At 63.8% G+C, this 25,281-nt stretch carries 21 protein-coding genes, 1 tRNA gene and 1 pseudogene; 11 read left to right on the top strand and 12 right to left on the bottom strand.

Features of this window, described 5'->3' with window-relative positions; all coding sequences use genetic code 11:
- Positions 1-4: 4 nt before the first annotated feature.
- Positions 5-1,921 (bottom strand): extracellular solute-binding protein, encoded by a 1,917-nt coding sequence (locus tag QFZ94_RS19365; RefSeq protein ID WP_429458848.1) that lies wholly within the window; start codon positions 1,919-1,921, stop codon positions 5-7.
- Positions 1,922-2,103: 182 nt separating this feature from the next.
- Positions 2,104-2,451: a hypothetical protein gene (locus QFZ94_RS19360; RefSeq protein ID WP_026228693.1), complete on the bottom strand. Its 348-nt coding sequence runs from the start codon at positions 2,449-2,451 to the stop codon at positions 2,104-2,106.
- Positions 2,452-2,534: 83 nt separating this feature from the next.
- On the opposite strand from QFZ94_RS19360, the pseudogene QFZ94_RS19355 reads away from it, so the two are divergent.
- Positions 2,535-3,462 (top strand): annotated as a pseudogene (locus tag QFZ94_RS19355) (porin).
- 212 nt (positions 3,463-3,674) lie between these two features.
- Here the strand turns inward: QFZ94_RS19355 and QFZ94_RS19350 are convergent.
- The 6 genes from QFZ94_RS19350 to cysS form a co-directional block, all read right to left on the bottom strand.
- Positions 3,675-3,768 (bottom strand) — tRNA-Ser (locus QFZ94_RS19350).
- A 180-nt stretch (positions 3,769-3,948) separates the two neighbouring features.
- The gene (locus QFZ94_RS19345; RefSeq protein WP_018435472.1) at positions 3,949-5,199 is read right to left on the bottom strand and encodes an aspartate kinase; all 1,251 of its coding nucleotides are present in this window, start codon (positions 5,197-5,199) and stop codon (positions 3,949-3,951) included.
- A gap of 415 nt (positions 5,200-5,614) precedes the next feature.
- The gene (gene tilS / locus QFZ94_RS19340; RefSeq protein ID WP_429458845.1) at positions 5,615-7,087 is read right to left on the bottom strand and encodes a tRNA lysidine(34) synthetase TilS; all 1,473 of its coding nucleotides are present in this window, start codon (positions 7,085-7,087) and stop codon (positions 5,615-5,617) included.
- Positions 7,088-7,140: 53 nt separating this feature from the next.
- Positions 7,141-8,112 (bottom strand): acetyl-CoA carboxylase carboxyltransferase subunit alpha, encoded by a 972-nt coding sequence (locus tag QFZ94_RS19335; protein ID WP_368586095.1) that lies wholly within the window; start codon positions 8,110-8,112, stop codon positions 7,141-7,143.
- A gap of 128 nt (positions 8,113-8,240) precedes the next feature.
- Positions 8,241-9,344 carry a DNA-3-methyladenine glycosylase family protein gene (locus tag QFZ94_RS19330; protein WP_429458843.1) on the bottom strand — a complete coding sequence of 368 codons (1,104 nt, stop codon included), beginning with the start codon at positions 9,342-9,344 and terminating at the stop codon, positions 8,241-8,243.
- Positions 9,345-9,391: 47 nt separating this feature from the next.
- Positions 9,392-10,789, bottom strand: coding sequence for a cysteine--tRNA ligase (gene cysS / locus QFZ94_RS19325; RefSeq protein WP_368586093.1), 1,398 nt, complete (start codon positions 10,787-10,789; stop codon positions 9,392-9,394).
- A gap of 250 nt (positions 10,790-11,039) precedes the next feature.
- On the opposite strand from cysS, the gene QFZ94_RS19320 reads away from it, so the two are divergent.
- The 4 genes from QFZ94_RS19320 to QFZ94_RS19305 all read left to right on the top strand — a co-directional run bounded on the left by QFZ94_RS19320 (position 11,040) and on the right by QFZ94_RS19305 (position 13,969).
- The gene (locus QFZ94_RS19320; RefSeq protein ID WP_429458841.1) at positions 11,040-11,843 is read left to right on the top strand and encodes a tetratricopeptide repeat protein; all 804 of its coding nucleotides are present in this window, start codon (positions 11,040-11,042) and stop codon (positions 11,841-11,843) included.
- Between the two features lie 50 nt (positions 11,844-11,893).
- Positions 11,894-12,475: a peptidylprolyl isomerase gene (locus QFZ94_RS19315; RefSeq protein WP_429458839.1), complete on the top strand. Its 582-nt coding sequence runs from the start codon at positions 11,894-11,896 to the stop codon at positions 12,473-12,475.
- Positions 12,476-12,613: 138 nt separating this feature from the next.
- Positions 12,614-13,108 (top strand): peptidylprolyl isomerase, encoded by a 495-nt coding sequence (locus tag QFZ94_RS19310; RefSeq protein ID WP_368586091.1) that lies wholly within the window; start codon positions 12,614-12,616, stop codon positions 13,106-13,108.
- Between the two features lie 63 nt (positions 13,109-13,171).
- Positions 13,172-13,969, top strand: coding sequence for a UDP-2,3-diacylglucosamine diphosphatase (locus QFZ94_RS19305; protein WP_368586090.1), 798 nt, complete (start codon positions 13,172-13,174; stop codon positions 13,967-13,969).
- Positions 13,970-14,014: 45 nt separating this feature from the next.
- Here the strand turns inward: QFZ94_RS19305 and cysE are convergent, their stop codons facing one another.
- From cysE to QFZ94_RS19290, 3 genes are all read right to left on the bottom strand, one after another.
- Positions 14,015-14,857, bottom strand: a complete 843-nt coding sequence (gene cysE / locus QFZ94_RS19300; protein ID WP_429458836.1) for a serine O-acetyltransferase — start codon at positions 14,855-14,857, stop codon at positions 14,015-14,017.
- 258 nt (positions 14,858-15,115) lie between these two features.
- On the bottom strand, positions 15,116-15,946 hold the full coding sequence (locus QFZ94_RS19295; RefSeq protein WP_368586088.1) for an RNA methyltransferase: 831 nt from the start codon (positions 15,944-15,946) through the stop codon (positions 15,116-15,118).
- Between the two features lie 108 nt (positions 15,947-16,054).
- Positions 16,055-16,288, bottom strand: a complete 234-nt coding sequence (locus tag QFZ94_RS19290; protein WP_429458834.1) for a hypothetical protein — start codon at positions 16,286-16,288, stop codon at positions 16,055-16,057.
- Between QFZ94_RS19290 and QFZ94_RS19285 the strand changes: the two genes are divergently transcribed.
- The 4 genes from QFZ94_RS19285 (at position 16,283) to QFZ94_RS19270 (ending at position 22,894) form a co-directional block, all read left to right on the top strand.
- Positions 16,283-17,086 carry an inositol monophosphatase family protein gene (locus QFZ94_RS19285; protein WP_429458832.1) on the top strand — a complete coding sequence of 268 codons (804 nt, stop codon included), beginning with the start codon at positions 16,283-16,285 and terminating at the stop codon, positions 17,084-17,086. The two genes, QFZ94_RS19290 and QFZ94_RS19285, sit on opposite strands and share 6 nt — an antisense overlap.
- Before the next feature lie 212 nt (positions 17,087-17,298).
- On the top strand, positions 17,299-18,597 hold the full coding sequence (gene lplT / locus QFZ94_RS19280; RefSeq protein ID WP_429458830.1) for a lysophospholipid transporter LplT: 1,299 nt from the start codon (positions 17,299-17,301) through the stop codon (positions 18,595-18,597).
- A gap of 207 nt (positions 18,598-18,804) precedes the next feature.
- Positions 18,805-21,492, top strand: a complete 2,688-nt coding sequence (gene mutS, locus QFZ94_RS19275; RefSeq protein ID WP_429458828.1) for a DNA mismatch repair protein MutS — start codon at positions 18,805-18,807, stop codon at positions 21,490-21,492.
- The gene (locus QFZ94_RS19270; RefSeq protein WP_429458826.1) at positions 21,479-22,894 is read left to right on the top strand and encodes a hypothetical protein; all 1,416 of its coding nucleotides are present in this window, start codon (positions 21,479-21,481) and stop codon (positions 22,892-22,894) included. The genes mutS and QFZ94_RS19270 overlap by 14 nt, the downstream gene beginning before the upstream one ends.
- On the opposite strand, the gene QFZ94_RS19265 is transcribed toward QFZ94_RS19270, so the two are convergent.
- Positions 22,874-23,416, bottom strand: coding sequence for an FKBP-type peptidyl-prolyl cis-trans isomerase (locus QFZ94_RS19265; RefSeq protein WP_013089763.1), 543 nt, complete (start codon positions 23,414-23,416; stop codon positions 22,874-22,876). The two genes, QFZ94_RS19270 and QFZ94_RS19265, sit on opposite strands and share 21 nt — an antisense overlap.
- Before the next feature lie 32 nt (positions 23,417-23,448).
- On the opposite strand from QFZ94_RS19265, the gene QFZ94_RS19260 reads away from it, so the two are divergent.
- Positions 23,449-24,702: a JmjC domain-containing protein gene (locus tag QFZ94_RS19260; RefSeq protein ID WP_368586082.1), complete on the top strand. Its 1,254-nt coding sequence runs from the start codon at positions 23,449-23,451 to the stop codon at positions 24,700-24,702.
- A 231-nt stretch (positions 24,703-24,933) separates the two neighbouring features.
- Positions 24,934-25,182 carry a hypothetical protein gene (locus QFZ94_RS19255; protein ID WP_368586081.1) on the top strand — a complete coding sequence of 83 codons (249 nt, stop codon included), beginning with the start codon at positions 24,934-24,936 and terminating at the stop codon, positions 25,180-25,182.
- Positions 25,183-25,281 lie beyond the last annotated feature (99 nt).

The following is a 25,281-nucleotide window of genomic DNA, read 5'->3' as shown; positions in this document are numbered from 1 at the left end:
CGGATCAGTCGGCGCTGGCCGTGTGCGCGTGCGCCTGCGGATCTTCGTACCACCACATCGTCGTGATCCAGCCCTCCGCGCCATAGTACAGCGGCAAAGTCTTCGGCCACGCGAGCCCGCGCTTGTACGCGACGCGATGCGTGCCGCTGTACCAGTGCGGCACCACATAGTAGCCATGCATCAGCAGACGGTCGAGCGCGTGCGCGGCGTCGGTCAGTTGCTCGCGCGTTTGCGCGTGCACGAGCGCGTTCAACACCGCGTCGACGGCCGGTGACTTCAGGCCGATCGCGTTGTCCGAGCCGGGGGTATCGGCGGCCTTGCTGCCGAAGCGGGTGATCTGCTCGGAGCCTGGCACCTGCACGTCCGGCATCCGAATCGTCGTCACGTCGAAATCGAATGCGTCGAGCCGCTTCTGATACACCGCGAAGTCGGTGGTGCGGAAGTTCACGGTAATGCCGAGCTTCTGCAGATTGCGCGTGAATGTCGCGATGATCGGCTCCATCGACGAGGCCGAACCCGCGTCGTCGAGTATCTCGAACTGGAACGGCTCGCCGTTGGCGTTGCGCAGCGCGCCGTCGCGATAGGTCCAGCCGGCCTGCTGAAGCAGATCGCGCGCCGCCAGCAGATTCGCGCGCAGCGAGCCGGGCGGATCGGTATCGGGCTGCTTCGACAGCGGCCCGAACACCGCCGGGTCGAGCTGCGAGCGAAACGGCTCGAGCAGCGCCAGCTCGCCGGGCGACGGCGGCCCCTTCGCCTGCCATTCGGTGTTGGCGAAATAGCTATCGATGCGCGTGTACTGGCTGAAAAACAACTGGCGGTTCAGCCATTGAAAATCGAGCGCGAGATCGAGCGCCTTGCGCACCCGCACGTCCTGGAACAGCGGCCGGCGCGTGTTCAGGAAAAAGCCTTGCATCCCGGTGCCGTTGTGCTGCGGAAACTCGCGCTTGATCAACTCGCCACTGTCGAACCTTTTGCCGACGTCGCGCCGCACCCAGTTGCGCGCGATGTATTCGACCAGGGCATCGTACTCGCCGGCCTTGAACGCCTCCAGCCGCGCGGTGCTATCCGCGTACAGCTTGTAGACGATGCGATCGAAATTGTTCATGCCGACGCGCACCGGCAGAGCGGCGCCCCAGTAGTTCGGGTCGCGCTTAAACGTGATCGTGCGGCCGTTGTCGAAACTGTCGATCAGATACGGCCCGCTGCCGATCGGCTTTTCGAACGCGAGCTGATCGAACGGAATGCGGCTGCCGTCGGGCTTCAGCCCCCACTTGCGGGAGAACACCGGCATGCTGCCGGCGAGCAGCGGCAACTCGCGATTACGCTCGCGAAACTCGAAGCGCACCGTGGCCGGATCGACCACGACCGCGCCCTTGATCTCGCTGAAAAGCGATGCGAACTGCGGCGCGGCCTGCGGGCTCTTCAGCGTGTCGAGCGAGAACTTAACGTCGTCGGCGGTCACGGGGTCGCCGTTCGAAAAGCGCGCGCGCGGATTGATGTGGAAGGTGACCGACAGTCCGTCGGGCGCGACCACGATGTTGTCGGCGAGCAGCCCGTAGGCCGACGCGACTTCGTCGCTGCTACCGATCGTCAGGCTCTCGAACATCAATTCGAGGCCGGGCGCCGCATTGCCGCGCAGCGTGAACGGATTGAACTTGTCGAAGCTCGTCAGACGGCTCGGATTGGCGAGCACGAGCGTGCCGCCTTTTGGCGCATTGGGATTGACGTAGTCGAAGTGTTGGAAGCCGGCCGGATATTTCGGCTCGCCGTATTGCGCGATCGCATGAGCGGCATGCGCATGCGGCGCGGCGAGCAGACTCGCGCACAGCAGCGCGACGGCGAACGCGGCGCGCAACGGTCCGTGGATCACGCTGTATCGAAGTCCCTCAGGCGTTTGAACCCGTTGCGAGCCTGTTGTCATGGAGTCGTGCTGGTAAGTGGGCAGTGGCGATGTGGGGGATTCTACCCAATTAGCTTGCGCGATCTGGCGGGCGACTGCGACGAAATGCATCGACTGTCGATGCTTCAGCCCAAAAAACGAAAACCGCCCTCGAAGGGCGGTTTCGGTGTCGCTGCGGCCAGTTAGCGCGCCGCGGTGCCGGCTCAGTGCCAGCCGCGATGCTGGTCGTAGTGACCGTGACGATAGTCGCCGTGGCCCGGCGGATGGTGGCGATACCAGTCGTCGCGCGCCCAGTAGCGATGGCCGTCCCAGTAACGGTCGCCATGCCAGCCGATCACGATCTGCGGACCGCCGTAGTACACCGGAGCCGGCTGGTAGACCACGGGAGGCGGCGGCGGAGGCGGCGGTGCGTAGACCGGCGCCGGTGCGACGTAGACCGGCGCGGGAATGCCGATATTGACCCCGACGTTGAGCCCCGCGGCCATCGCGGCACCCGATGCAGCCAACGTCAACACCCCGAGCATAAGTGGAACAAGACGAGCGGACTTCATTGATCACCTTTGTACGAACATGTTTTGTTGGCGGAAATATAACGCAAGGCAGCAACGCGCGTATTTCAACTTTGTAATAACTGATGCTGAAAATCGCCTCAAAGGCGCGGCGTAATGTCTGGTTACATGCGCTATGCGGCGGTGAAAAAGCGCCGTCGGCGGGCCCGGGGGCTGCGGGTCTGGCGGGTCTGCCGCAAACGAACATTTCATTTTCGAAAGAACATTCATGCAGCGGCACGAAGGCGATCTTCCGGCTCCAGAGCGGCTTCAATTCGCTGAGCGGCGCGCAAAGCACCGCGGGCTACCTGTCCAACCGCCAGGCCGATGTCGGCCTCGCGAACGACCGCTAAGGCACCGTGACGCCAGTACACGCCCTACTTCCAGGTAGTCGGCGCACTCGGACCGACCGGCGTGCTGACCGGCGCGACCGGCGCGCACCCCTGGCGATCTCGACGCCCTCGACACGACACTGCGCTCAATAATTCGGTTACCTATCTATCACCGACGATCGCGGGTCTGCGGGCAAGTGCGCAGTACGGTCTCAGCGGCGTTCACGGCAGCGTTGCGAACGGCAGCCTGTTCAGCGGTGCACTGCCGCTACACGTGGCACGATCTGATGTTGGGCCTCAACTACTCTAATGTGCAGGACGCACCGGGCCACGGCTCGCTGTTCTTCGACAAGGCGGTATTCAACACTTTACGGCGCGTTCGCGACGTACCGGCTCACGCCGAGCGTGACTGTCGACGGCGGCTATAGCTTCACGCAGGCAAGCGAGACAAATCACATCACCGACCCGGCGCACTATCATCAAATCTCACTCGAACAGACCTATAACCTGTCGGCGCGCACCAAGCTGTACGCGCTCGAGGCCTATCAACATGCAAGCGGCAAATCGCTGATCGCGTCGGGCAGCGGTGTGACCGCCGCCGACGCGCTCGCGGTGGAACACGACGCCGTCGTCGTGCCAGTCTCTGTTCGTCGGTATGGTGGGGTTGCGGCAGGCGTTCTAAGCGGCGCGCGTTCAGAGAGACAGCAGTGATCAGGATGCCTGCATAACAGGACAATCCCGTCGACATCACTGCGTGGCGCCGCCGATTCAATGCAAGCAACAACTCACCTCGTCGCCGCGCAAAGCTTGGGCAGTGAGAGAAAACGAAACGACGGTCGCCGAAAAACAAAAACCCCGCAGAGCCTAGACTCTGCGGGGTTTCGCCACCATTGCTGGCGGAGACGGAGGGATTCGAACCCTCGATCCAGGTTTTGGCCCAGATGCTCCCTTAGCAGGGGAGTGCCTTCGACCTCTCGGCCACGTCTCCCAAACTTTCTGTCGCACAGGGAGTCAGTGCGACGAAGCCAAGATAATAGCGGGCCGGGCCGATAAGGTCAATGTCTCGCGAACGTTTTTTGTGCCAACGACGCGTCCCGCGACGCAAATCGTTCACATGAACGCCACAAAACAAACGGGGCGCTCTAGAGCGCCCCGTTTTTTCCGCCATTTATGCCTGATCGAGTTCGAAGGCCTTATGCAGCGCGCGCACTGCGAGCTCCATGTACTTTTCGTCGATCAACACCGAAATCTTGATTTCAGAGGTCGAGATCATCTGAATGTTGATGCCCTCTTCCGACAGCGTGCGGAACATCTTGCTCGCGATGCCGACGTGCGAGCGCATCCCAACGCCGACCACCGACACCTTCGACACCTTCGGGTCGCCCAGCACCTGCTCGGCCTGCACGTGGGCCTTCACCGTGCCGGTGAGGATTTCCATTGCGCGCGCATAGTCGCCGCGGCCAACCGTGAACGTGAACGCCGTCTTGCCCTCGACGCTCTGGTTCTGAATGATCATGTCGACGTCGATATTCGCGTCCGCCACCGGGCCGAGAATCTGATACGCGATGCCCGGCTTGTCGGGCACGCCCATCACGGCGATACGAGCTTCGTCGCGCTGGAACGCGATGCCCGAGATGACTGCTTTTTCCATGGTCTCGTCTTCTTCAAAAGTAATCAGGGTGCCCGACTTCATTTCGTCGTCGAGCGGCATCAGCGGATCGGTCAGGCTCGACAGCACGCGCGTCTTCACCTGATATTTGCCGGCGAATTCCACCGAGCGGATCTGCAGCACCTTCGAACCCAGGCTGGCCATTTCCAGCATTTCTTCGAACGTCACGCGGTCGAGCCGGCGCGCTTCTTCAACGACGCGCGGGTCCGTCGTGTACACACCGTCGACGTCCGTGTAGATCAGGCACTCGTCGGCCTTCAGCGCAGCCGCGACCGCGACCGCCGAAGTGTCCGAGCCACCGCGGCCGAGCGTCGTGATGTGGCCGTCGGGGTCGATGCCCTGGAAGCCGGTGATCACGACCACCCTACCGGCCGCGAGGTCTTGCTTGACGCGCTCGCCGTCGATGTCGCTGATGCGCGCTTTCGTGAACGCGCTATCGGTTTTGACCGGCACCTGCCAGCCTGCGTAGCTGACCGCTTCGACGCCGGCTTCCTGCAGCGCGATCGCGAGCAGACCCGAGCTCACCTGCTCGCCGGTGGCGGCGATCATGTCGAGTTCACGCGGGCTCGGTTGAGTCGTGATTTCTTTCGCGAGGCCAAGCAGGCGATTGGTTTCGCCGGACATTGCCGAGGGCACGACGACCATCTGGTGGCCGGCCTTGTGCCATTTCGCGACGCGCTTGGCGACGTTCTTGATGCGCTCGACCGAGCCCATCGAGGTGCCGCCGTATTTGTGTACGATGAGTGCCATTGTCGTTCTGAACTGGAAGATAAACCGCGCTGGCGCGCTGGAGACGACCGCACAGAAAGCACAGGGGCGCAACGTCTCGTGAACGGCGGCAAAGTGTGTGGCGGCGTAGATGCAGCACGCGTGCAGCACGCGCGGATTTGCCCGGGATGAAATCGCAAATGGCTGATCGGATTTGAACGGCGACGACGGATCACGCACGCCTGCCGGCACTAACGACCGATAGCGACAAAAGCGACGGCGAAATCGGGTCGGGCAAACAAGCTAAAGTACATGATTAGGCGCAAAAAGACAAGACGCAGAGAGCGTTCAAATGCGTCAAATCAGCCCCGCAATGGCCTGTTTTATCGTTGATTTGCGCCCTATTTCACTATTTCGACATGCGCACGCGCGGCATGCGCGACTGCCCGACCGGCACTCAGGCGATCAGCAGATCTTCGCGCCATGCGATTTTCACGCGCGGTTCGTGCTCGGATGCGTCGCGCACCGTCCCACGATTCACGCCGATCAGCGGCACGAACAGCAGTTCATCGCCGACGTAAAGCAATGGCACGTCGCGCTTCCATGCGGGAATGCCGCGCTCCTGAAACAGGTTCTTCAGCGTGCGGCTCGGCGCATTCGACGCACCGACGCGCATGCGTTCGCCGCCGCGGCGCGCCCGCACGCTTAGCGAAGCGCGTTGCAGGACGCCGACGGGAACGGTATCCGATGCTTCGTCATGTGGCGCTTCGGGCGATGCGTCTGCGACGTCGGAGGCAGCGGCTGCATCCACCAGCGCGAACACGAACGTGCCCCGCCATTGCGGCAGATGCCAGACCTCTTGCCCCTGCCACGCGAGTTCGCTGATCTCGCGCTCCACGAGCGCGGTTTCGTCGGCGGGCTCGCTGCTGTCGCCGGCCTCCCAGTAGACGAGGCCGCGATAGCTGCGCAACGCATGCCCCGCATGATCGATACGCAGACGATGTCCGTCCTGCCCCGCACCGACTTCGCGCAACTGCCGCAGCGCATCCGCGACACGTGCGCTCGATGCGGCGATGAAGCCGAGCGTACGCATCCAGTAGCGCAGCAGATTCAGCGCGCGATCGTCGTCGAGGGCAAGCAGCGCGTCGTGCGCGAGCGCGCGTCCTTCATCGCGCGCCGCGCTCTCCATGTCCGCGCGCGCGAGCGTATCGAGCAAGCGCTGCGCGGATGCCGCATGCGCGGCCGTGCGCGCGAGCGCATCGCGAAAGCCCGGAAAGTGCACCGCGAGGACCGGCATCACCTGATGACGCAATGCGTTGCGCGCGTACCGCATGTCCGCATTCGATTCGTCGTCGATCCAGCGCAGCTTTCGCGCGCTCGCATAGCGTTCGAGTTGCGCGCGCAGCAGATGCAGAAGCGGCCGCATACGTGTCGTCGACGCACCCGTCGGCTGCGAGCCGGGCGCCATCGCCGCGAGCCCTGCGAGACCGGCGCCGCGCAGCAGTTGCAGCAGCACGGTCTCGGCCTGATCGTCCGCATGCTGCGCGAGCCATAGCGTGCTGATGTCGTGCGCTGCGCACATCGCGTCGAGCGCGCGATAACGCGCGTCGCGTGCCGCGGCCTCGATGCTCACGCCCGGCGCGCGGGAAACGTCCACGCGTCGCGCGTCGAATTCCACGCCACGTTCGCGCGCGAATACCTCGCAATGCGCGAGCCACGCATCGGCATTTGGACTCAAACCATGGTGCACATGCAGCGCGACACAACGCGACGCACCCGCGACGCGCACCGCCGCATCGAGCAGCACGCTGGAATCAACCCCGCCGCTGAATGCGAGCGCAATCCGCGCGTTCGGATCGAGCCCGGACAGCGCCGCGCCGAGCGCCTCGATCACGAGGCGCTCGGCGGATGAGTCGGCGGTGGTGGTCACGTCGTTAGCGCGGAAAGCGCCGGTGGACGATAGAGACAGGTCAACGCGCGGGCTTATGCGCCCGGCGTCGTTTCCTTGAATTTGCCGTACGCCATCAGCCGTTCGAAACGGCGTTCGCGCAGGTCGTTGGTGCTCATACCCTGGAACTGGCGCAGCGAATCGGCGAGCGCACGGCGCAGCATCGCGGCCATGCCCTTCGGATCGCGATGCGCGCCGCCGAGCGGCTCGTTGACGATCTTGTCGATCAGACCGAGCGCCTTCAGGCGATGCGCGGTCAAGCCGAGCGCTTCCGCTGCTTCCGGCGCCTTTGCGGCACTTTTCCACAGAATCGACGCGCAACCCTCCGGCGAAATCACCGAGTAGGTCGAGAACTGCAGCATCAGCACGCTGTCGGCCACTGCGATCGCGAGCGCGCCGCCCGAGCCGCCCTCGCCGATGATTGTCGCAATCACCGGCGTCTTCAGCTCGGCCATCACGTACAGATTGCGGCCGATCGCTTCGGACTGGCCGCGCTCTTCCGCGCCGATGCCGGGGTACGCGCCCGGCGTGTCGATGAACGTGAAGATCGGCAGGCCAAACTTCTCGGCGAGACGCATCAGACGCTCGGCCTTACGATAGCCTTCCGGACGCGGCATGCCGAAGTTGCGCAGCGCGCGCTCCTTGGTGTCGCGGCCCTTCTGATGACCGATCACCATGCACGCCTGACCGTTGAACCGCGCGAGACCGCCGACGATCGACAGATCGTCCGCGAAGCTGCGGTCGCCATGCAGTTCATGGAAGTCGGTGAACAGCTCGCTCACGTAGTCGAACGTGTACGGACGCTGCGGATGACGGGCGATTTGCGAAACCTGCCAAGGTGTGAGGTTCGCATACAGATCTTTGGTGAGCTGCTGGCTCTTCTTGGACAGCCGCTCGATCTCTTCCGAAATATCGACGGCCGAGTCGTCCTGCACGAAGCGCAATTCTTCGATCTTCGCTTCGAGTTCAGCGATCGGCTGTTCGAAATCCAGAAACGTGGTCTTCATTGGTTGTAATCCTTGGACTTACCGGGCAGCGCGTATTCTAACCGCGCGAGCCGATGTCAAAACCATTTCTCAACTATCGACATGATATACACGATAGCCTTTGAAACGGCTTCGCTTCCTGTTCTTCTTCAGTAGTCGACCGGCAACGGATCGAGACTACGCCACATGTACCAGGTCGCCACGGTGCGCCACGGCTCCCAGTTCGCGGCAACCTCGCGCGCTTCGCTGCGCGTGACGGGTTCGCCGCTGAAATAGTTGACGCTGATCGCGCGGATCAGGCCGAGGTCGTCGAGCGGCAGCACGTCGGGACGCGACAGGTTGAAGATCAGGAACATCTCCGCGGTCCAGCGGCCGATGCCGCGAATCTGCGTGAGTTCGGCGATCACCGCCTCGTCGTCCATCGACGTCCATTTGCCAACATGCAATGCGCCCGACACGAAATGCCGCGCGAGATCGAGCACGTACTCGGCCTTGCGTTTCGACAGACCGCACGCGGTCAGCTTCTCGAGACCAAGCCTGATGAACTGCTGCGGCACGAGCTTCGGACACGCGGCTTCGACCTTCGCCCACACCGCCTGCGCCGACGCGACCGAAATCTGCTGGCCGACCACCGAGCGCGCAAGCGTGACGAACGGATCGCCACGACTCAGAAGATGCACGGGGCCGAACTTCGGAATCAGCTTTTTCAGAATGCGATCGCGCTTGACGAGGTCTGCACACGCCTTATCCCAATACGCGGGACGCGTGACTTCAGGCGCGAGGCCGCCGATCTGCACCGGCACCGCGACTTCGTTCGCGAGCGATGCGACACCGGCCGCTTCGCCGCCGGCGCTGACCGTGCTCGCCGAGGTGGCCGACACACGCGTCTTGCGCACGACTTCGCCTGCGTTGGTATCGCGTGCGAGTTCCTGCACGTCTCCGGCCAGTTCGGCCGGCACTGCGCCATTGCCCTTCGTCGGCGAGGCCGTTTTCGCGCGCTTCGCGGCCGGCGCGTGCGCGGCTTCAGTGCCCGCGCCGCCCGCACCATTAAGCGAGCGTTTGACCGCGCTCTTCTTTGCCGCGGCCGAGCCGGCTTTCGCCGCCCCGCCCGCTTTCGATGACGCTTTGTCTATCGCGCCATCTCCCGCGCGAGTCGACGCACGCGTCGACTTGGCTGCGGCTGCCGATGCTGCGGCAGCCGCACTGGTTTGAGACGCCGCGCGTTTAGCCGGCGTCTTCGTGGCCGTTGCCATCCTGCCTCCTGCCTGGCGAGTCGTTCAGAGGGAAGTACGAGGTGCGCTCACACGCGCCGCCACTCGGTCAACCCGCCGGGTTTGTCTTCAAGGGCAACGCCGGCCTCGAGCAATTCAGCCCGGATCCGGTCTGCTGCCGCATAGTCCTTTGCCTGCTTGGCGGCGATGCGCGCGGCGATCTTCGCTTCGATCGCGGCGGGCTCGAGCGCGCCTTCGGCTGCAGCACCCGCTGCCTGCTGCAGGTACGCACGCGGTTCGCGTCCAAGCAGCCCGAGCACCGCGCCAAGCGCGCGCAATTGACGGGCCAGCGCTGGGTCGCGCGTGCGATTCACTTCAGTGGCCAGTTCGAACAGCACCGATACCGCCACCGGCGTGTTGAAGTCGTCGTTCATCGCTGCCTGGAAACGCTGCGCGTACGCTTCGTTCCAGTCGAGCGCGGCATTATCGGGTGTCACGTCTTTCAACGCCGTGTATAAACGCGCGAGCGCATTGCGCGCGTCGTCGATATGCACGTCGCTGTAGTTCAGCGGCGAGCGGTAATGTGCGCGAGCGATGAAGAAACGCACCACCTCTGCATCGTACTGCGCGAGCACTTCGCGAATCGTAAAAAAATTGTTCAACGACTTCGACATCTTCTCATTGTCGATCTGTACGTAGCCGTTGTGCATCCAATAATTGACGAATGTTTGTCCGGTCGCGGCCTCGCTTTGCGCGATCTCGTTTTCGTGGTGCGGAAACTGCAGATCCTGACCACCACCGTGAATGTCGAACTGTTCGCCGAGCAGCGTGCAGCCCATCGCCGAGCACTCGATGTGCCAGCCGGGACGACCGCGCCCGTACTTCGAATCCCAGCCGGTGTCGGCCGGTTCATCGGGCTTCGCCTGCTTCCACAGCACGAAGTCGAGCGGGTCCTGTTTCGCGTCGTTGGCCGCGACACGTTCGCCCGCGCGCAGGTCTTCGAGCGACTTGCCCGACAGCTTGCCGTAGCCTGCGAATTTGCGTACCGCGTAGTTGACGTCGCCGTCGCTCGCCTGGTACGCGTAGCCGTTTTTCTCGAGTGCCTCGATCATGCCGAGCATCTGCGGAATGAAGTCGGTCGCGCGCGGCTCGATGTCCGGACGCTCGATGCCGAGCGCGTCCGCGTCTTCATGCAGCGCGGCGATGAAGCGATCAGTCAGCGATTTGATAGTTTCACCGTTCTCGACTGCACGCTTGATGATCTTGTCGTCGATATCGGTAATGTTGCGCACGTAGGTCACGTTGTACCCGAGCGCGCGCAACCAGCGCTGCACGATGTCGAACACGACCATCACCCGCGCATGACCGACGTGACAATAGTCGTACACGGTCATCCCGCAGACGTACATCCGCACGACACCTTCGCGCAGCGGCACGAAAGTCTGTTTGTCACGCGCGAGCGTGTTGTAGATGCGCAGAGATTCCATAGAGAGCGGTGCGTGGGCCGAAAGAAGTCCGCATTGTGCTTCATGCGCGTCGCGACCCGCGAAACCAACAGGACAACGGGTGCGTCGCATACAGCTTAAACCGGCGCACCTCGTGCGGCGATCAGGCTGCAGACGATACTGCGAACCGGGCGGAGACGGCCACGAGTGGCGAAAAGACAGTCGGCGGTTCGACGGAACGCGCAGACCTTTTGTTAGAATGGCTCGGAGTATAACATCCAGACCTGAGCCTATGAAACACTCCAGCGGCCGCGCGCGCAGCGCTGCGACCCTCGCCGCGATTGCGTTTGGCGACGTTGTCGGCGGCGTTGTTGGCGGCGTTACTTTCGAAGCGGCGCGCGCCCTCGCGTGGCGAATCACTGTCGTTGCCGCGCTTGCCGCGGTGCCGGTTGCGAGCGCTTATGCGCAGAAGGCGGCGGTGATGCCGCAAGGCCCCGCCGTGCGTGACAACACGCCCGAAATCGACGCGTCGATCGCGCAGAAAAACTGGCAAGCCGCGCTGACCCAACTCGATGCGCGCGTCGCCGCGAACCCGCGCGACGCACAAGCGAAATTCAAACGCGCAAACGTGCTCGTGCATCTGAATCGCGACGACGAAGCGATCACCGCGTTCACCGAACTCACGCAGTTGTATCCCGAGTTGCCCGAACCGTACAACAACCTCGCCACGCTGTTCGCGAGACAAGGCCGCTTGACCGAAGCGCGCGCCGCGCTCGAGATGGCCACCCAGGTCAATCCGAACTACGGTCTCGCGTTCGAGAACCTCGGCGACCTCTATCTGCGCCTCGCCGATGCCGCGTACCGTCGCGCGGAAAGCCTCGGCAAGGCTAGCCCGAGGACCGCGCAGCGTCTCGCGGACATCCAGAAGGTCGTGTCGCCCGCTGTGCCCGTTGCCGCGGCGTCGCAGCCCGCTGCCGAGCAGACGACCGGGCCCGCCGCGCACCCCACGTCGAACATTACCGACAGCCCGAGCTTCCAGTTCGGCGGCCCGAACGGCTCGCTCGCCATGCCGCCGTACATGGCGCCGTCGCGCTGAGCGCCGGGCTCTTTGCCTGCCGCACGTTTTCTCCAACCCCGAGGATTTTCATGAAATGGTTGATGTTGGCGCTCGGCAGCGCCGCCCTGATCGCAAACGCACCCGCCTATGCGCAGTCCGGTTCGCAGGCCGCTCATCCTTCCGTGCTGTTGAAGACGTCGGAGGGTGACATCCGCGTCGAGCTGTATCCCGAAAAGGCGCCAAAGACGGTCGCGAACTTTCTCGACTACGTGAAAGCCGGCCAATATAGCGGCACGATCTTTCATCGCGTGATTCCGGGCTTCATGATCCAGGGCGGCGGCTATACGCAGAGCTTCGCCGAGAAGCCGACGCGCGCGCCGATCCCGCTCGAAAGCCGCAACGGTCTGAAGAACACCGCCGGCACGATCGCGATGGCACGCACCAGCGACCCGAACTCCGCCACCGCGCAGTTCTTCATCAACACGGTGGACAATGCCAATCTCGACTACCCGAATCCGGACGGCAACGGCTACGCGGTGTTCGGCAAGGTCACGAGCGGCATGGACGTCGTGAAGCGCATCGAAGCCACGCCCACCACCACGCGCGGCCCGATGAGCGATGTACCGCAGAAACCGGTCGTGATCCAGTCGGCGACGGTGGTGAGCAAATAACAACGAACGGGCGGGCGCACGAGCAAGCGAATCCGCGCGGCCGAAGCCCGGCCCCAACCAACGCCCCGGCGCGGCCTGTCGTCAACGCATGACGACGCGACGCGCCTTTTATCCACCTGTTCATCAAAGGATTCCATCATGGTTGAACTGCATACGAACCACGGCGTCATCAAACTCGAACTGAACGCCGAAAAGGCGCCGAAGTCGGTCGAGAACTTCCTGAACTACGTGAAGGCCGGCCACTACGACAACACGGTGTTTCACCGCGTGATCGACGGCTTCATGATCCAGGGCGGCGGCTTCGAACCCGGCATGAAGCAGAAGCCGACGGCCGAGCCGATCAACAACGAGGCGAACAACGGTCTGAAGAACGAGAACGGCTCGATCGCGATGGCACGTACCAACGACCCGCATTCGGCGACCGCGCAATTCTTCATCAACGTGAACGACAACGACTTCCTGAACCACTCGTCGCCGACGCCGCAAGGCTGGGGCTACGCGGTGTTCGGCAAGGTCGTCGAAGGCATGGACGTGGTCGAGAAGATCAAGAAGGTCAAGACAGGCTCGAAGGGCTTCCATCAGGACGTGCCGGTCGATGACGTCGTGATCGAAAAGGCTGTCGTCGTCGGCTAAGCCGTGAGTGAGTCGCGCCCCATGCGGGCGTCGACTCGTTTGAACTGACATCAGGCACCTTCAATGCTGCAAGAGACGCCGCTGCGAAGCGTCGCCGCGGGCGTGCCAGGCGAGGGCCCACACCCGCACGCCGCGCGCCCTTTTTTCTTCCTCTCCGATCTGCATCTGAGCGAGGCGATTCCGCGCACGGTCGCCGCGTTCGAGCACTTCATCCGCGTGAACGCTGAAGCGGCCGACTCGGTCTTCATCCTCGGCGACCTGTTCGAATACTGGGTCGGAGACGACATGCTGGGCGAGCCGTTCGTCGCCCGTATTGCGGCGCTGCTGCACACGCTGTCCGAGCGCGGTATCGCGCTCTACATCATGCACGGTAATCGCGACTTTCTGCTGGGCAAGCGCTTCATGAAAGCTGCCGGTGCGATCTGGCTGCCCGATCCATTCGTGATCACCGCGTTCGGCACGCGCATTGCGCTCGCCCATGGCGATGGGCTGTGCACCGCGGATCGCGGCTATCAGTTGTTCAGGTGCTTCGCGCGCAATCGACTCGCGCAGACACTGTTTCTCGCGTGGCCGTTTCGCTGGCGTCGCAAGCTCGCCGAGAACATGCGCTCGAAGAGCGAGCACGGCCGCACGCGGCCAATGTCGATCAAGTATGACGTGACCCCGCGCGGCGTCGCCACGCTGTTCAGGAAATCGAAGACCGCGACGATCATTCACGGGCATACCCATCTGCCCGCGCGGCATCGCGAGCCGGGCGGCACGCGTTGGGTTCTGCCAGACTGGGATCTCGATCACGGCGAGCGCCGTGGCGGCTATCTGAAGATCGATGCCGACGGGATTCGGGCGTTGCCGCTGGATTGAACCGGTAAGTACGGCGTGCGCTTCGCGCTGTCGAAGCGCCGATATCTAGCGCTCCGCCGCCACCCCTTCCACCTTCCCCGCGATCGCCGCCGATAGACGCCGCAAGTCGAGCAACGCCGCGTCCGCGCCTTGCAGCCCTTCGAGGCTGGTGCCGAGCCGCTCGAGCGCATCGACGATTTCATCGATACGCCGCGCCTGGGTAGCCGCATGATCGATCAGACCGTGAATCGCGAGCGAAACAGGATCGTCCGCGTTGGGCGTAATGCCGTATGCGCAGAACGCGCTGATTTCGCCGCCACGCTTCGCGTCGCGCGCGGCGTTGTTTGCATTCGCGTTCGCACCGTTGGCGCCGTTCGCGTCCGCGGCGACCGACGCCGGCACGATGATGCGCGCCGGATTGCCGACCGCCGTGCCACGCGCGGGCACCGGCTTTGTCACCACGGCGTTCGATCCGATCTTCGCGTCCGCGCCGATCGTGAAACTGCCGAGCACTTTCGCGCCCGCACCGACGATTACGCCACGCTCGAGCGTCGGATGCCGCTTCGCGCCGCGAGTGAGCGACGTACCACCGAGTGTCACACCTTGGTAGATCGTGCAGTCGTCGCCGATCTGCGCGGTCTCGCCGATCACGACGCCCATGCCGTGATCGATGAACACGCGCCGCCCGACGGTCGCGCCCGGATGGATCTCGATACCGGTCATGAAGCGCGCCATCTGCGACACGAAACGCGCGAGCCAACGGCGCTTTGCGCGCCAACACGCGTGCGCGATCCGATGCAGCATGAGCGCGTGCAGTCCCGGATAACACGTGAGCACTTCCCATGCGCTGCGGGCGGCGGGATCGCGCTCGCGGATCGTGGCGATATCTTCGCGAAGTCTCGTGAACATGGCAGGGACTGTGTTGTTTTGGGGGAAAAACCGTCTGTGTGAGCGGGTCCGCGCGCTTTGCGCTTGCGCAGGCCTCTGCATTTCGCGCCACACGTGACGGCATGGCTGCCGCTTAGCATGGCGGCAGCTTTGTTTCTAACGTTTCGTGGATTGTAGGGCGATTGCGCGAAACCTGCCGGAAGTCCCCGTTACCGGCAAGGTTGTCGTCAGATGAACGCGGCGCAACTGGTGCGCGGCGACGGGATCGTCAACGGGCCGTCAGCCGGTCCGCCCGGTCTTGAGCAGGATGTGCTTGGCGATGCCGCGCACGATGTTGACCTCTTCGCGCTCGAGGCCCGAGCGCGCGAAGAGCCGCCGCAGCCGTGACATCAGCTTCTTCGGATTGGCCGGATCGAGAAACTCGAGCGCGACCAGTGCGCTTTCCAGATGCGCGAACATGCTCTCGATCTCGTCGCTGGCTGCCATCTGCGCGCGCGTACCGGCGGATTCGGCCGGCGCCATGCGTGCCCCTGCGGCGGGCGCATCGTCGGTCGCTTCATCGGCGCCGAGATACGCGGTGCGCAGCTCGTAGGCGAGCACCTGCACCGCCTGCGCGAGATTGAGCGAGCTGTAGGCCGGATTGGCCGGAATATGCGCGAGCGCGCTGCATCGCTCGACGTCCTCGTTCGACAAGCCCGTGCGCTCATTGCCGAACACCAGCGCGATCTCGCCGTGCATCGCCTCGGCGTGCGCGGCGGCGGCAGCCGCACGCGGTGTCCATTGCGGCGGACCGTATTCGCGCAGCCGCGCGGTCAGCGCGATCGACCAGTGCACGCCGGTCAGCGCATCGGCCAGCGACGGCACCACGTGCACGGAGGCGAGCACGTCGTCGGCGCCGCTCGCCATCGCGATCGCTTCGGGATCGTTCTGCACGTTCGGCACGCGCGGCGATACGAGCACGAGCCGCGAAAAGCCCATGGTTTTCAGCGCGCGCGCCGCGGCGCCGACATTGCCCGGATGGCTGGGCTCGACCAGCACGAAACGCGTCGACGTGAAGCCGCCGCGCAAATCGGCCACGGCGGGATCGGAGGAATGGTGGGTGTGATCCACGATGAAACTCGGCTGGCTAGAACTCAAGACGCGTATGGTAGCGCCAACGGGCGTCCGTGCGGCACATCGGCTCTACGTTAGCGAGCACCTGCGCGAGGGCGGCCGGACTCAGGTAAAATACCGCTTTTCGCGTCCGGCGCCGACGTTTGCTAAAGCCTTCGTCGAACCGGCCGCACCGTTCTTATTCAATTCGTCTCCGTCGACGGAATGCGCTCCGGTTGGATAGCCGGGCTGCCGTTCCGTACTGTTTTTTGCGTCGTTGCGGCGCCCGTTAGCGCAGGTTTCGCGCTTATTTACCGGCCGGCAGCCGTGCTGCCCCGGCACAAGGATCAGTTTATGCATCCCATGCTCAATATCGCTGTGAAGGCCGCGCGCCGCGCAGCTCAGATCATCAACCGCGCATCGCTCGATCTCGACCTGATTCAGGTCAGCAAAAAGCAGCACAACGATTTCGTCACGGAGGTCGACAAAGCGTCCGAAGCAGCGATCATCGAAACGCTGAAGACCGCTTATCCCGATCACGCCATCCTCGCCGAAGAATCGGGCAAGTCGAACGACAATTCCGAATACCAGTGGATCATCGATCCGCTCGACGGCACCACCAACTTTATCCACGGCTTCCCCTACTACTGCGTGTCGATCGCGCTCGCGCACAAGGGCATCGTCACGCAGGCCGTCGTCTACGACCCGAACCGCAACGATCTGTTTACCGCATCGCGCGGCCGTGGCGCGTTCCTCAACGATCGCCGCATCCGCGTCGCCAAGCGTGACCGCCTCGCCGACTGCCTGATCGGCACCGGCTTTCCGTTCCGCGCGCAGGACAGCATCGAATCGTACGGCCGTCAGTTCGCCGAGATGACCGAAGCCTGCGCGGGCTTGCGCCGTCCGGGCGCCGCCGCGCTCGATCTGGCCAACGTCGCGGCCGGCCGCATGGACGGCTTCTTCGAGCAGGGCCTGAACGCATGGGACGTCGCGGCGGGCAGCCTGCTGATCACCGAAGCCGGCGGTCTGGTCGGCAACTACACTGGTGATTCGGATTTCCTGCACGTCGGCGAAGTCGTCGCGGGCAACCCGAAGGTCTACGCGCAGATGATTCCGATCCTGTCGCGCTATAGCCGCACACGTCAGCAGTCGGCGTAAGGTGCACCGCCGCGGCGGAACCGCGGCCACGTATAAGAGTTGTGCAGAAAAGCGGCTTCGGCCGCTTTTTTGTTGGCGGCGCTGCGGCGTACGGGGCGGCGTGCCGAAAAGCCGCGGTGACTCGGGACGGGACTCGGCCGGGACCGTTCTGTGCTCCATCCCGCTTTGACCCTGTCCGACGTTCACCCCGGGCGCAGACTCTAACCGGCCCCATGAAAAAAGGCTTCCATACGATCATCGCGGCACAGTTCATTTCGTCGCTCGCCGACAATGCGCTGTTGATCGCAGCCATCGCGCTGCTTTCCGTAATGCGCTCGGCCGCGTGGGTTACGCCGCTGCTGCAGGTCTTCTTCACGATCTCGTACGTGCTGCTCGCGCCCTTTGTCGGCGCGTTCGCCGATTCGATGCAAAAGCGCCACGTGATGTTCATCTCCAACGCGCTGAAGGCGAGCGGCTGCCTGATGATGATCATCGGCGTTCATCCGATGATCGCCTACGGCGTGGTCGGCTTCGGCGCGGCCGCGTATTCGCCCGCCAAGTACGGCATCCTCACCGAGCTGCTGCCCGCCGAAAAGCTGGTGCGCGCGAACGCGTGGCTCGAATCGGCGACGGTGCTGTCGACGATCGTCGGCACGATGCTCGGTGGTGCGCTGATCAGCACCGTCGTCGAGCATTTCGTCACGCGCGTGCATTTGCCGCTGATGCACTCCGCCGCCGATCTCGCGATGGCCGCGGTGATGCTCACCTACGCGATCGCCGCCGCGATCAACATCTTCATTCCGGATACCGGCGCGCGCTATCCGAACCGGCTGACCGAGCCGAGCAAGCTGCTCGGCGATTTCCATCACTGCTTCCGCGTGCTGTGGGCCGACAAGCTCGCGCAGATCGCGCTGTGGGTGACCACGCTGATGTGGGGCGCCGCGGTGACGATGCAGCTGCTGGTGCTCAAATGGGCGAACGTGAACCTCGGGCTGTCGTTGTCGAAAGCCGCGGTGATGCAGGGCGTGACCGGCGTCGGCATCGCGATCGGCGCGGCGAGTGCGGCCGCGCTGATTCCGTTGCGACACTCGCTGAAGGTTTTGCCGGTCGGCGTGCTCACAGGTGCGGCGGCGATCTTGATGGCCTTCTACAACAAGGACCTGTTCCCGCCGGGCGCGGGGCTGCGCTTCGGCACGCACGTCGCGCCCTACTACATTCTGCTGGCCTACCCGCTGATGATCGTGCTCGGCGGACTGTCGGGCTTTTTCATCGTGCCGATGAACGCGGTCCTGCAGCATCGCGGCGCGACGCTGCTGTCGGCCGGTCACTCGATCGCCGTGCAGAATTTCAACCAGAACCTCGCGGTGCTGCTGATGCTCGGCGTGTACGCGCTGCTGCTCACGGCAAAGATGCCCGCGCAGTGGATCATCGTCGTGTTCGGCAGCTTCATCACAGTGCTGATGTGGCTCGCGAAACGCCGCAGCGCCGAGAACGAACGCAGAGTGGACATGCGGGCGATGATCGAGGAATGAATGCATCGGGGTGCTCCGGCAATGACCGCGCGCGGCGCGGCTCGACGGCGCAGCCCGCCGCGATCGCGTAAATCGCACGCTCAGATCGGATCGCTCATGCTGCCATCATGCTCCCGGGTTGGGTATCGTCCGTTCGGCCAGGGTCCGCTCGCCGCGCCGGCGGGTTAAACTCACGCCCTGAGCATCTACCGCAAGAAGACACGAAGGATGGGCATTCAAACCGCAGCGGCCAACGACGTCGCACAACACACGCCGATGATGCAGCAGTACCTGCGCATCAAGGCGGAGCATCCGGGCACGCTGGTGTTCTACCGGATGGGCGACTTCTACGAACTCTTTTTCGACGACGCGGAAAAAGCCGCACGCCTGCTCGACCTGACGCTCACGCAGCGCGGCGCATCGGCGGGCAATCCGATCAAGATGGCCGGCGTACCGCATCACTCGGTCGAGCAGTATCTGGCCAAGCTCGTGAAGCTCGGCGAATCGGTCGCGATCTGCGAACAGATCGGCGACCCGGCCACCTCGAAAGGCCCGGTCGAGCGCAAGGTGATGCGGGTGGTCACCCCTGGCACGCTGACCGACGCCGCGCTGCTGTCCGACAAGAGCGATGTCTATCTGCTCGCGCTGTGCGTCGCGCACAATCGCCGCGGCGTCGCGACGAGCGTCGGTCTTGCGTGGCTCAATCTCGCGAGCGGCGCGCTGCGCCTCGCCGAAGTCGCGCCCGATCAGGTCGCCGCCGCGCTGGAGCGTATTCGTCCCGCGGAAATTCTGGTCGCCGATGCCGCCGCCGACTCCACCAGCTGGACACCGCCTGTCAACGCCAGCGCGCTCAAGCGCGTGCCGGCCTGGCACTTCGATATCACGTCGGGCACGAAGCGCCTGTGCGATCAGCTCGAAGTCGCGAGCCTCGACGGCTTCGGCGCGCATTCGCTCGGCTGCGCGTGCGGCGCGGCCGGCGCGTTGCTGCTGTATGCGGCGTCTACGCAAGGCCAGCAACTACGTCACGTGCGCAGCCTGAAGGTCGAATCCGAATCCGAATACATCGGTCTCGACCCCGCCACGCGCCGCAACCTCGAACTTACGGAGACACTGCGCGGCACCGAATCGCCAACGCTGTGCTCGCTGCTCGATACCTGCTGCACGACGATGGGCAGCCGCCTGCTGCGTCACTGGCTGCATCATCCGCCGCGCGATTCGGCGGTGGCACAGGCGCGGCAGCAGGCGATCGGCGCGTTGCTCGACGCGCCGCCGGGCACCGATCTCGATACATTGCGCAGCGCATTGCGGCAGATTTCAGACATCGAACGGATCACCGGGCGTCTCGCGCTGCTGTCGGCGCGGCCGCGCGATCTGTCGAGCCTGCGCGATACCTTCATCGCGCTGCCTGCTTTGCGCGCGCAGCTCGCGGTAGTGGCAGCGAACGCGGATTCGCTTGCGCGCATCGACGCGGCGCTCGAGCCGCCGCATGCGTGCGTCGATTTGCTCAAGCTCGCGGTCGCGCAGGAGCCGGCCGCGATGGTACGCGACGGCGGCGTCATCGCACGCGGCTATGACGCGGAACTCGACGAACTGCGCGATATTTCGGAGAACTGCGGACAGTTCCTGATCGATCTCGAAACACGCGAACGCGCGCGCACCGGCATCAACAATCTGCGCGTCGAGTACAACAAGGTGCACGGCTTCTATATCGAAGTCACGCGCGGCCAGACCGACAAGGTGCCCGACGACTATCGCCGCCGGCAGACGCTGAAGAACGCCGAGCGCTACATCACGCCCGAGCTGAAGACCTTCGAGGACAAAGCGCTGTCCGCTCAGGAACGCGCGCTCGCGCGCGAACGCGCACTGTACGACGCATTGCTGCAAGCGTTGCTGCCGTTCATTCCCGACTGTCAGCGCGTCGCACTCGCGCTTGCCGAACTCGATCTGCTGGCCGCGTTCGGCGAACGCGCTCGCGCGCTCGACTGGGTTGCGCCGACGTTCTCGGCGAACGCCGGCATCGACATCGAGCAGGGTCGTCATCCGGTGGTGGAGGCGCAGGTCGAGCAGTTCATCGCCAACGATTGCTCACTCGCGACCGAGCGCAAGCTGCTGTTGATCACCGGTCCGAACATGGGCGGTAAGTCGACTTTCATGCGCCAGACCGCGTTGATCGCGCTGCTCGCATACGTTGGCAGCTACGTGCCGGCGCGGCGCGCGGCCTTCGGACCGATCGACCGTATCTTCACGCGCATCGGCGCCGCCGACGACCTCGCCGGCGGCCGCTCGACCTTCATGGTCGAGATGACCGAAGCCGCCGCGATCCTCAACGACGCGACGCCGCAAAGCCTCGTGCTGATGGACGAGATCGGCCGCGGCACATCGACCTTTGACGGTCTCGCGCTCGCGTGGGCGATCGCGCGTCACCTGCTATCCCACAATGGCTGCTACACGCTGTTTGCGACGCACTATTTCGAGCTGACGCAACTGCCCGCGGAATTTCCGCACGCAGCAAACGTGCATCTGTCGGCGGTCGAGCATGGGCATGGCATCGTGTTCCTACATGCTGTCAACGAAGGACCGGCCAATCAGAGCTACGGTCTGCAGGTCGCGCAACTCGCCGGCGTCCCCAACGCGGTGATCCGCGCGGCGCGCAAACATCTCGCGCATCTGGAACAGCAATCGGCCGCGCAGCCCGCGCCGCAACTCGATCTGTTTGCGACGCAGCCTGCCATGCTCGCCGAAGATGCGGACGACGACCTCGAGGCGGCGAGCGACGCAACGCCTGCGTCGCCCGCAATGCAGACACTCGTCGAGCGCCTGCGCGGCATCGATCCGAACGATCTGCGGCCGCGCGAAGCGCTCGATCTGCTGTACGAACTGCATGAACTGGCCGTCGCTCCGGATGCGAACCACTGACACGCGGAGACGCCCGCCGCATCCGTGCGGGCTTCGCGCAGCGCTGCGCCACGTGCTCGCACCGGCAGGCGGCATCGTCGTGCTCGCGGCCGTGTGCGCATGGAGCGCGCCGGCGCACGCAGAAGCCTCGCGCTTCGGGTTCGCAGTGGTCTCCGACACGATGCACAGCCCCGCGGACGAAGCCGCCACGCAACGGTTGCTCGATGCGATTGGCCGCGAGCGCGATGTGCGCTTCATCGTCTACGACGGCAATCTGAAAGGGCCGAAGGAAGTTTGTCGCGACGCGTTGCTCGAGCGCCGTCAGACGTTGCTCGATAGCTCGCGCACTGCCCTCTTTTTTATCCCCGGCCAGCATGACTGGGTCGATTGCGGCACGGCGGAAGCCGGCGGCTTCGATCCGGTCGAACGGCTCGACCAGTTGCGCCAGACGCTGTTCGCCGAGCCGACCTCGATGGGACAGAACCCGATCGCCTTGACGCGCGAGAGCGAGGTGTCGCGCTTCCGTCCATTTCGCGAAAACGTGCGCTGGGTGGTCAACGAAAAAGCGAATACAAAAGGCGGCGACATCGTCTTCATCGGTTTGAACGCGCCGGGTCCAAACAATCACTACCTGAGCGCGGCCGGCAGAAACGGTGAGTTCGAAGATCGCGTGATCGCCAATGCATTCTGGCTCGAGCACGCCGCCGAATTCGCGAAGCGCCGGGACGCGCGCGCGATCGTCGTGTTCATTCAGGGTGACTTCGCCCCGGAGCGCTATGAGCGACCCGAACGGTTCGCCTGGCTGCACTTTGCGCACAGTCCGCGCCGCGACGGCTTTCTCGAATTCAAGCGCAGTCTGGTCAAGCTCGCGCAGATTTTCTCCGGACCCGTGGTCGTCGTTCATGCAGACGATGAACGGCAGGCCGGAGGTTTCGTCATCGATCAGCCGCTACGCAACGACAAGGGGATGGTCGTGACGAACTTCACGCGCATTGCGCTCGCGCCGCGTGATCGTCTTAACCAATGGATTCAAGTAGAAGCGGATTTCGGCAGGAAGCCGCCGTTCAGAGTCAGCGTGCGCGACGTGCCGAAGCAGATGCCGCTGCCCACCACGCCGCCTGTCTCGCCACCCGTATCGCCGCGTGACGAATCCGGCGCGTCGATGCCGGCTGCGCCGGAGATGCCGAATGTGGAAGGGTTCGGGCCGGGGTCGGAATTGCCGCCCGTATTGCAGACGCCTGGAGAGTCGCAGGACCAGCAGCCGCGCATCCCGTCCGACCAGGGCGGCGGCGACTATGGACCCGCGATCTCAATGCCGCCGGGGTCGATACTGCCAGCTTCGCCAGCATTGCCCGCACCGGTGCCGCCTGCCCCCGCGACGACACCGCGCACACCCGCAAGCTCAGTGCAGGGTCGGTTTTGAGTTGTCGTCTTCGTCCTCGTCTTCGTCGTCGTCGAGGACTTCGAGGCCGTCCGCGCCATGCGCGTGCTCGTGCTGGATTTCGTCTTCAGTTGCCGGACGCACGTCTTTGACGGTCAACGCGAAACGCAGCGCCATGCCGGCGAGCGGATGGTTGCCGTCGAGCACGACCTTGTCTTCGGCGACGTCGGTCACCACGTAGACCAGCGCGTCGATTTCCTCGTCGCCATCTTCCGGGGTGCCTTCGAACTGCATGCCGACTTCGAGCGGTTCCGGGAAGCGATCGCGCGGCTCGATCTTCACAAGCTCGGGATCGTATTCGCCGAACGCGTCTTGCGGCTCGAGCTGGATCTGGGTTTCGAAGCCAGCCTCGTGGCCGTCGAGCTCTTCCTCGATCTTGGGGAACGTGCCATCATAGCCGCCGTGAAGATAGACCATCGGCTCTTCGCTTTCCTCGATCAGATTGCCTTGCGCATCCGACAGCTTGTACGCGACCGACACGACGGTGTTCTTTGCGATTTTCATTCGATTCTCCAGAATACAACTCACATTATACGATGCCCAGGCGGCCCACTCACCTCCCGGCCGATGCACGTTCGGCAAGCAATTCGCCGTCTGCTGCAAAGCCGGCCACGCAGCCCATTCTTCCGCCCTCGCCCGACATTCCGACCGCACTGCTCGGCCAGCTTAGCCCGTCGCAATTCATGCGCCGCTACTGGCAGAAAAAGCCGCTGCTGATCCGCCAGGCGATTCCGGACATCGAAGCGCCGCTGTCGCGCGACGAGTTGTTCGAGCTGGCCGATCAGGACGACGTCGAAGCACGCCTGATCACGCACTTCCGCAACAAATGGCAACTCGAGCACGGCCCGTTTGGGCCCGACGAACTGCCGTCCGTCAAACAGCGCGCGTGGACCCTGCTCGTGCAGGGCGTGGACCTGCATGACGATCGCGCCCGTGCGTTGCTCGACCGTTTCCGCTTCGTGCCGGACGCGCGTCTCGACGACCTGATGATTTCGTATGCGACCGATGGCGGCGGCGTCGGCCCGCACTTCGATTCCTACGATGTGTTTCTTTTGCAAGTAAAAGGCAAGCGCCGCTGGCGGATCAGCGCGCAAAAAGACCTGACGCTGCAGCCCGGCTTGCCGTTGAAAGTTTTACAGCACTTCGAGCACGATCAGGAGTGGGTGCTCGAGCCCGGCGACATGTTGTATCTGCCGCCGCACATCGCGCACGACGGCATCGCCGAGGGCGAATGCATGACCTGTTCGATCGGTTTTCGCGCACCGTCCGAGAGCGAACTGACCGCGCAGTTTCTGTACCACCTGGCCGAGCGCGGAGACGCGACAGGCAAGGCCGGCGCCCTTTACCGCGATCCGCGGCAGGCCGCCGTCGAGCGACCGGCCGAACTGCCCGCGGCGCTCGTCGACCGGGTGGGCGCGATGCTTGCTAAAGTGCGATGGAACGAGCAGGACATTGCGTCGTTCCTCGGCACATACCTCAGCGAACCGAAGCCGAGTGTCGTCTTCGATCCGCCCCAACGGCCGCTCAACGAAGCCCGTTTCATCGGCGTCGCATCGAAATCCGGTCTACGGCTCGATCGCAAGACTAACCTGTTGTATGAACGTCGTTTTTTCTTCGTAAATGGAGAAGAAATGACGTGGGACGGCGCGAAAAAATGGCTGTTTGATCTCGCGAATCGGAGGTCCATGAGTGCGAAACGCTTTGTAACACTATCGCACGATTCATCTGTGACATCACTGCTACACGAGTGGTATCGTGCGGGCTGGATACAGGTGGGCGAGCTTGCGTAACTCTGCCCACGTGCTATACCGTACAGTGAAATTTTGTATGAGAAAGACAACGTATTGACCCCGGATTTATCGACTGTCAGTACGAAAGTGCATATAATTTCCGCCCAAGCCGTAGGGAAGATTCCAGCTCTCGAAAGAGCATCTCCACCAGCGGCCCAGGTCGGTGTTGGAGCACATTACCGGTTTTATTTTGCGCTGTTGCTTACCTTTAAACCATAAAAGGACGTGATCATGAAGAAATCCCTCCTCGTAGCATCCCTGTTGGCAGCTGTGGCACTCGCTGCATGCAATAAGAGCGAACAAGCCGCTGCTCCGTCAGATGCTGCGTCCGCACCTGCTGCCGCGTCCCCGGCTGAAGCAGCATCGCCGGCAGTCGCTGCATCCCCGGCAGAAGCAGCATCGCCCGCAGAAGCAGCATCCCCGGCTGAAGCAGCATCGCCGGCTGAAGCAGCATCGCCGGCTGCAGGCGCAAGCCAGTAAGCTGCGCTCGCTCGACGTTGCGACGGCTCTCGTCGCAGCCAACGTCGATGAGGGAGGCTGCTCAAACCAGCAGCCCCTGGCAAGCAGCATTAAAAAGCC

Source organism: Paraburkholderia sp. JPY465, assembly GCF_050436725.1.
GTDB classification, from domain to species: Bacteria; Pseudomonadota; Gammaproteobacteria; order Burkholderiales; family Burkholderiaceae; genus Paraburkholderia; species Paraburkholderia youngii.
Note: the sequence above shows the minus strand (reverse complement) of the source record. Positions and strands in the feature narration are given on the sequence as shown.

What these genes read in the sequence shown, in the direction of transcription:
- QFZ94_RS19365 (WP_429458848.1), bottom strand. Translation starts at nt 1,921, where the DNA reads ATGACAACAGGCTCGCAACGGGTTCAAACGCCTGAGGGACTTCGATAC.
- QFZ94_RS19270 (WP_429458826.1), top strand. Translation starts at nt 21,479, where the DNA reads ATGCGAACCACTGACACGCGGAGACGCCCGCCGCATCCGTGCGGGCTT.
- QFZ94_RS19255 (WP_368586081.1), top strand. Translation starts at nt 24,934, where the DNA reads ATGAAGAAATCCCTCCTCGTAGCATCCCTGTTGGCAGCTGTGGCACTC.
- QFZ94_RS19320 (WP_429458841.1), top strand. Translation starts at nt 11,040, where the DNA reads ATGAAACACTCCAGCGGCCGCGCGCGCAGCGCTGCGACCCTCGCCGCG.
- QFZ94_RS19345 (WP_018435472.1), bottom strand. Translation starts at nt 5,199, where the DNA reads ATGGCACTCATCGTACACAAATACGGCGGCACCTCGATGGGCTCGGTC.
- QFZ94_RS19315 (WP_429458839.1), top strand. Translation starts at nt 11,894, where the DNA reads ATGAAATGGTTGATGTTGGCGCTCGGCAGCGCCGCCCTGATCGCAAAC.
- QFZ94_RS19285 (WP_429458832.1), top strand. Translation starts at nt 16,283, where the DNA reads ATGCATCCCATGCTCAATATCGCTGTGAAGGCCGCGCGCCGCGCAGCT.
- QFZ94_RS19360 (WP_026228693.1), bottom strand. Translation starts at nt 2,451, where the DNA reads ATGAAGTCCGCTCGTCTTGTTCCACTTATGCTCGGGGTGTTGACGTTG.
- mutS (WP_429458828.1), top strand. Translation starts at nt 18,805, where the DNA reads ATGGGCATTCAAACCGCAGCGGCCAACGACGTCGCACAACACACGCCG.
- cysE (WP_429458836.1), bottom strand. Translation starts at nt 14,857, where the DNA reads ATGTTCACGAGACTTCGCGAAGATATCGCCACGATCCGCGAGCGCGAT.
- QFZ94_RS19330 (WP_429458843.1), bottom strand. Translation starts at nt 9,344, where the DNA reads ATGGCAACGGCCACGAAGACGCCGGCTAAACGCGCGGCGTCTCAAACC.
- QFZ94_RS19290 (WP_429458834.1), bottom strand. Translation starts at nt 16,288, where the DNA reads ATGCATAAACTGATCCTTGTGCCGGGGCAGCACGGCTGCCGGCCGGTA.
- QFZ94_RS19265 (WP_013089763.1), bottom strand. Translation starts at nt 23,416, where the DNA reads ATGAAAATCGCAAAGAACACCGTCGTGTCGGTCGCGTACAAGCTGTCG.
- QFZ94_RS19335 (WP_368586095.1), bottom strand. Translation starts at nt 8,112, where the DNA reads ATGAAGACCACGTTTCTGGATTTCGAACAGCCGATCGCTGAACTCGAA.
- QFZ94_RS19310 (WP_368586091.1), top strand. Translation starts at nt 12,614, where the DNA reads ATGGTTGAACTGCATACGAACCACGGCGTCATCAAACTCGAACTGAAC.
- QFZ94_RS19305 (WP_368586090.1), top strand. Translation starts at nt 13,172, where the DNA reads ATGCTGCAAGAGACGCCGCTGCGAAGCGTCGCCGCGGGCGTGCCAGGC.
- lplT (WP_429458830.1), top strand. Translation starts at nt 17,299, where the DNA reads ATGAAAAAAGGCTTCCATACGATCATCGCGGCACAGTTCATTTCGTCG.
- cysS (WP_368586093.1), bottom strand. Translation starts at nt 10,789, where the DNA reads ATGGAATCTCTGCGCATCTACAACACGCTCGCGCGTGACAAACAGACT.
- QFZ94_RS19260 (WP_368586082.1), top strand. Translation starts at nt 23,449, where the DNA reads ATGCCCAGGCGGCCCACTCACCTCCCGGCCGATGCACGTTCGGCAAGC.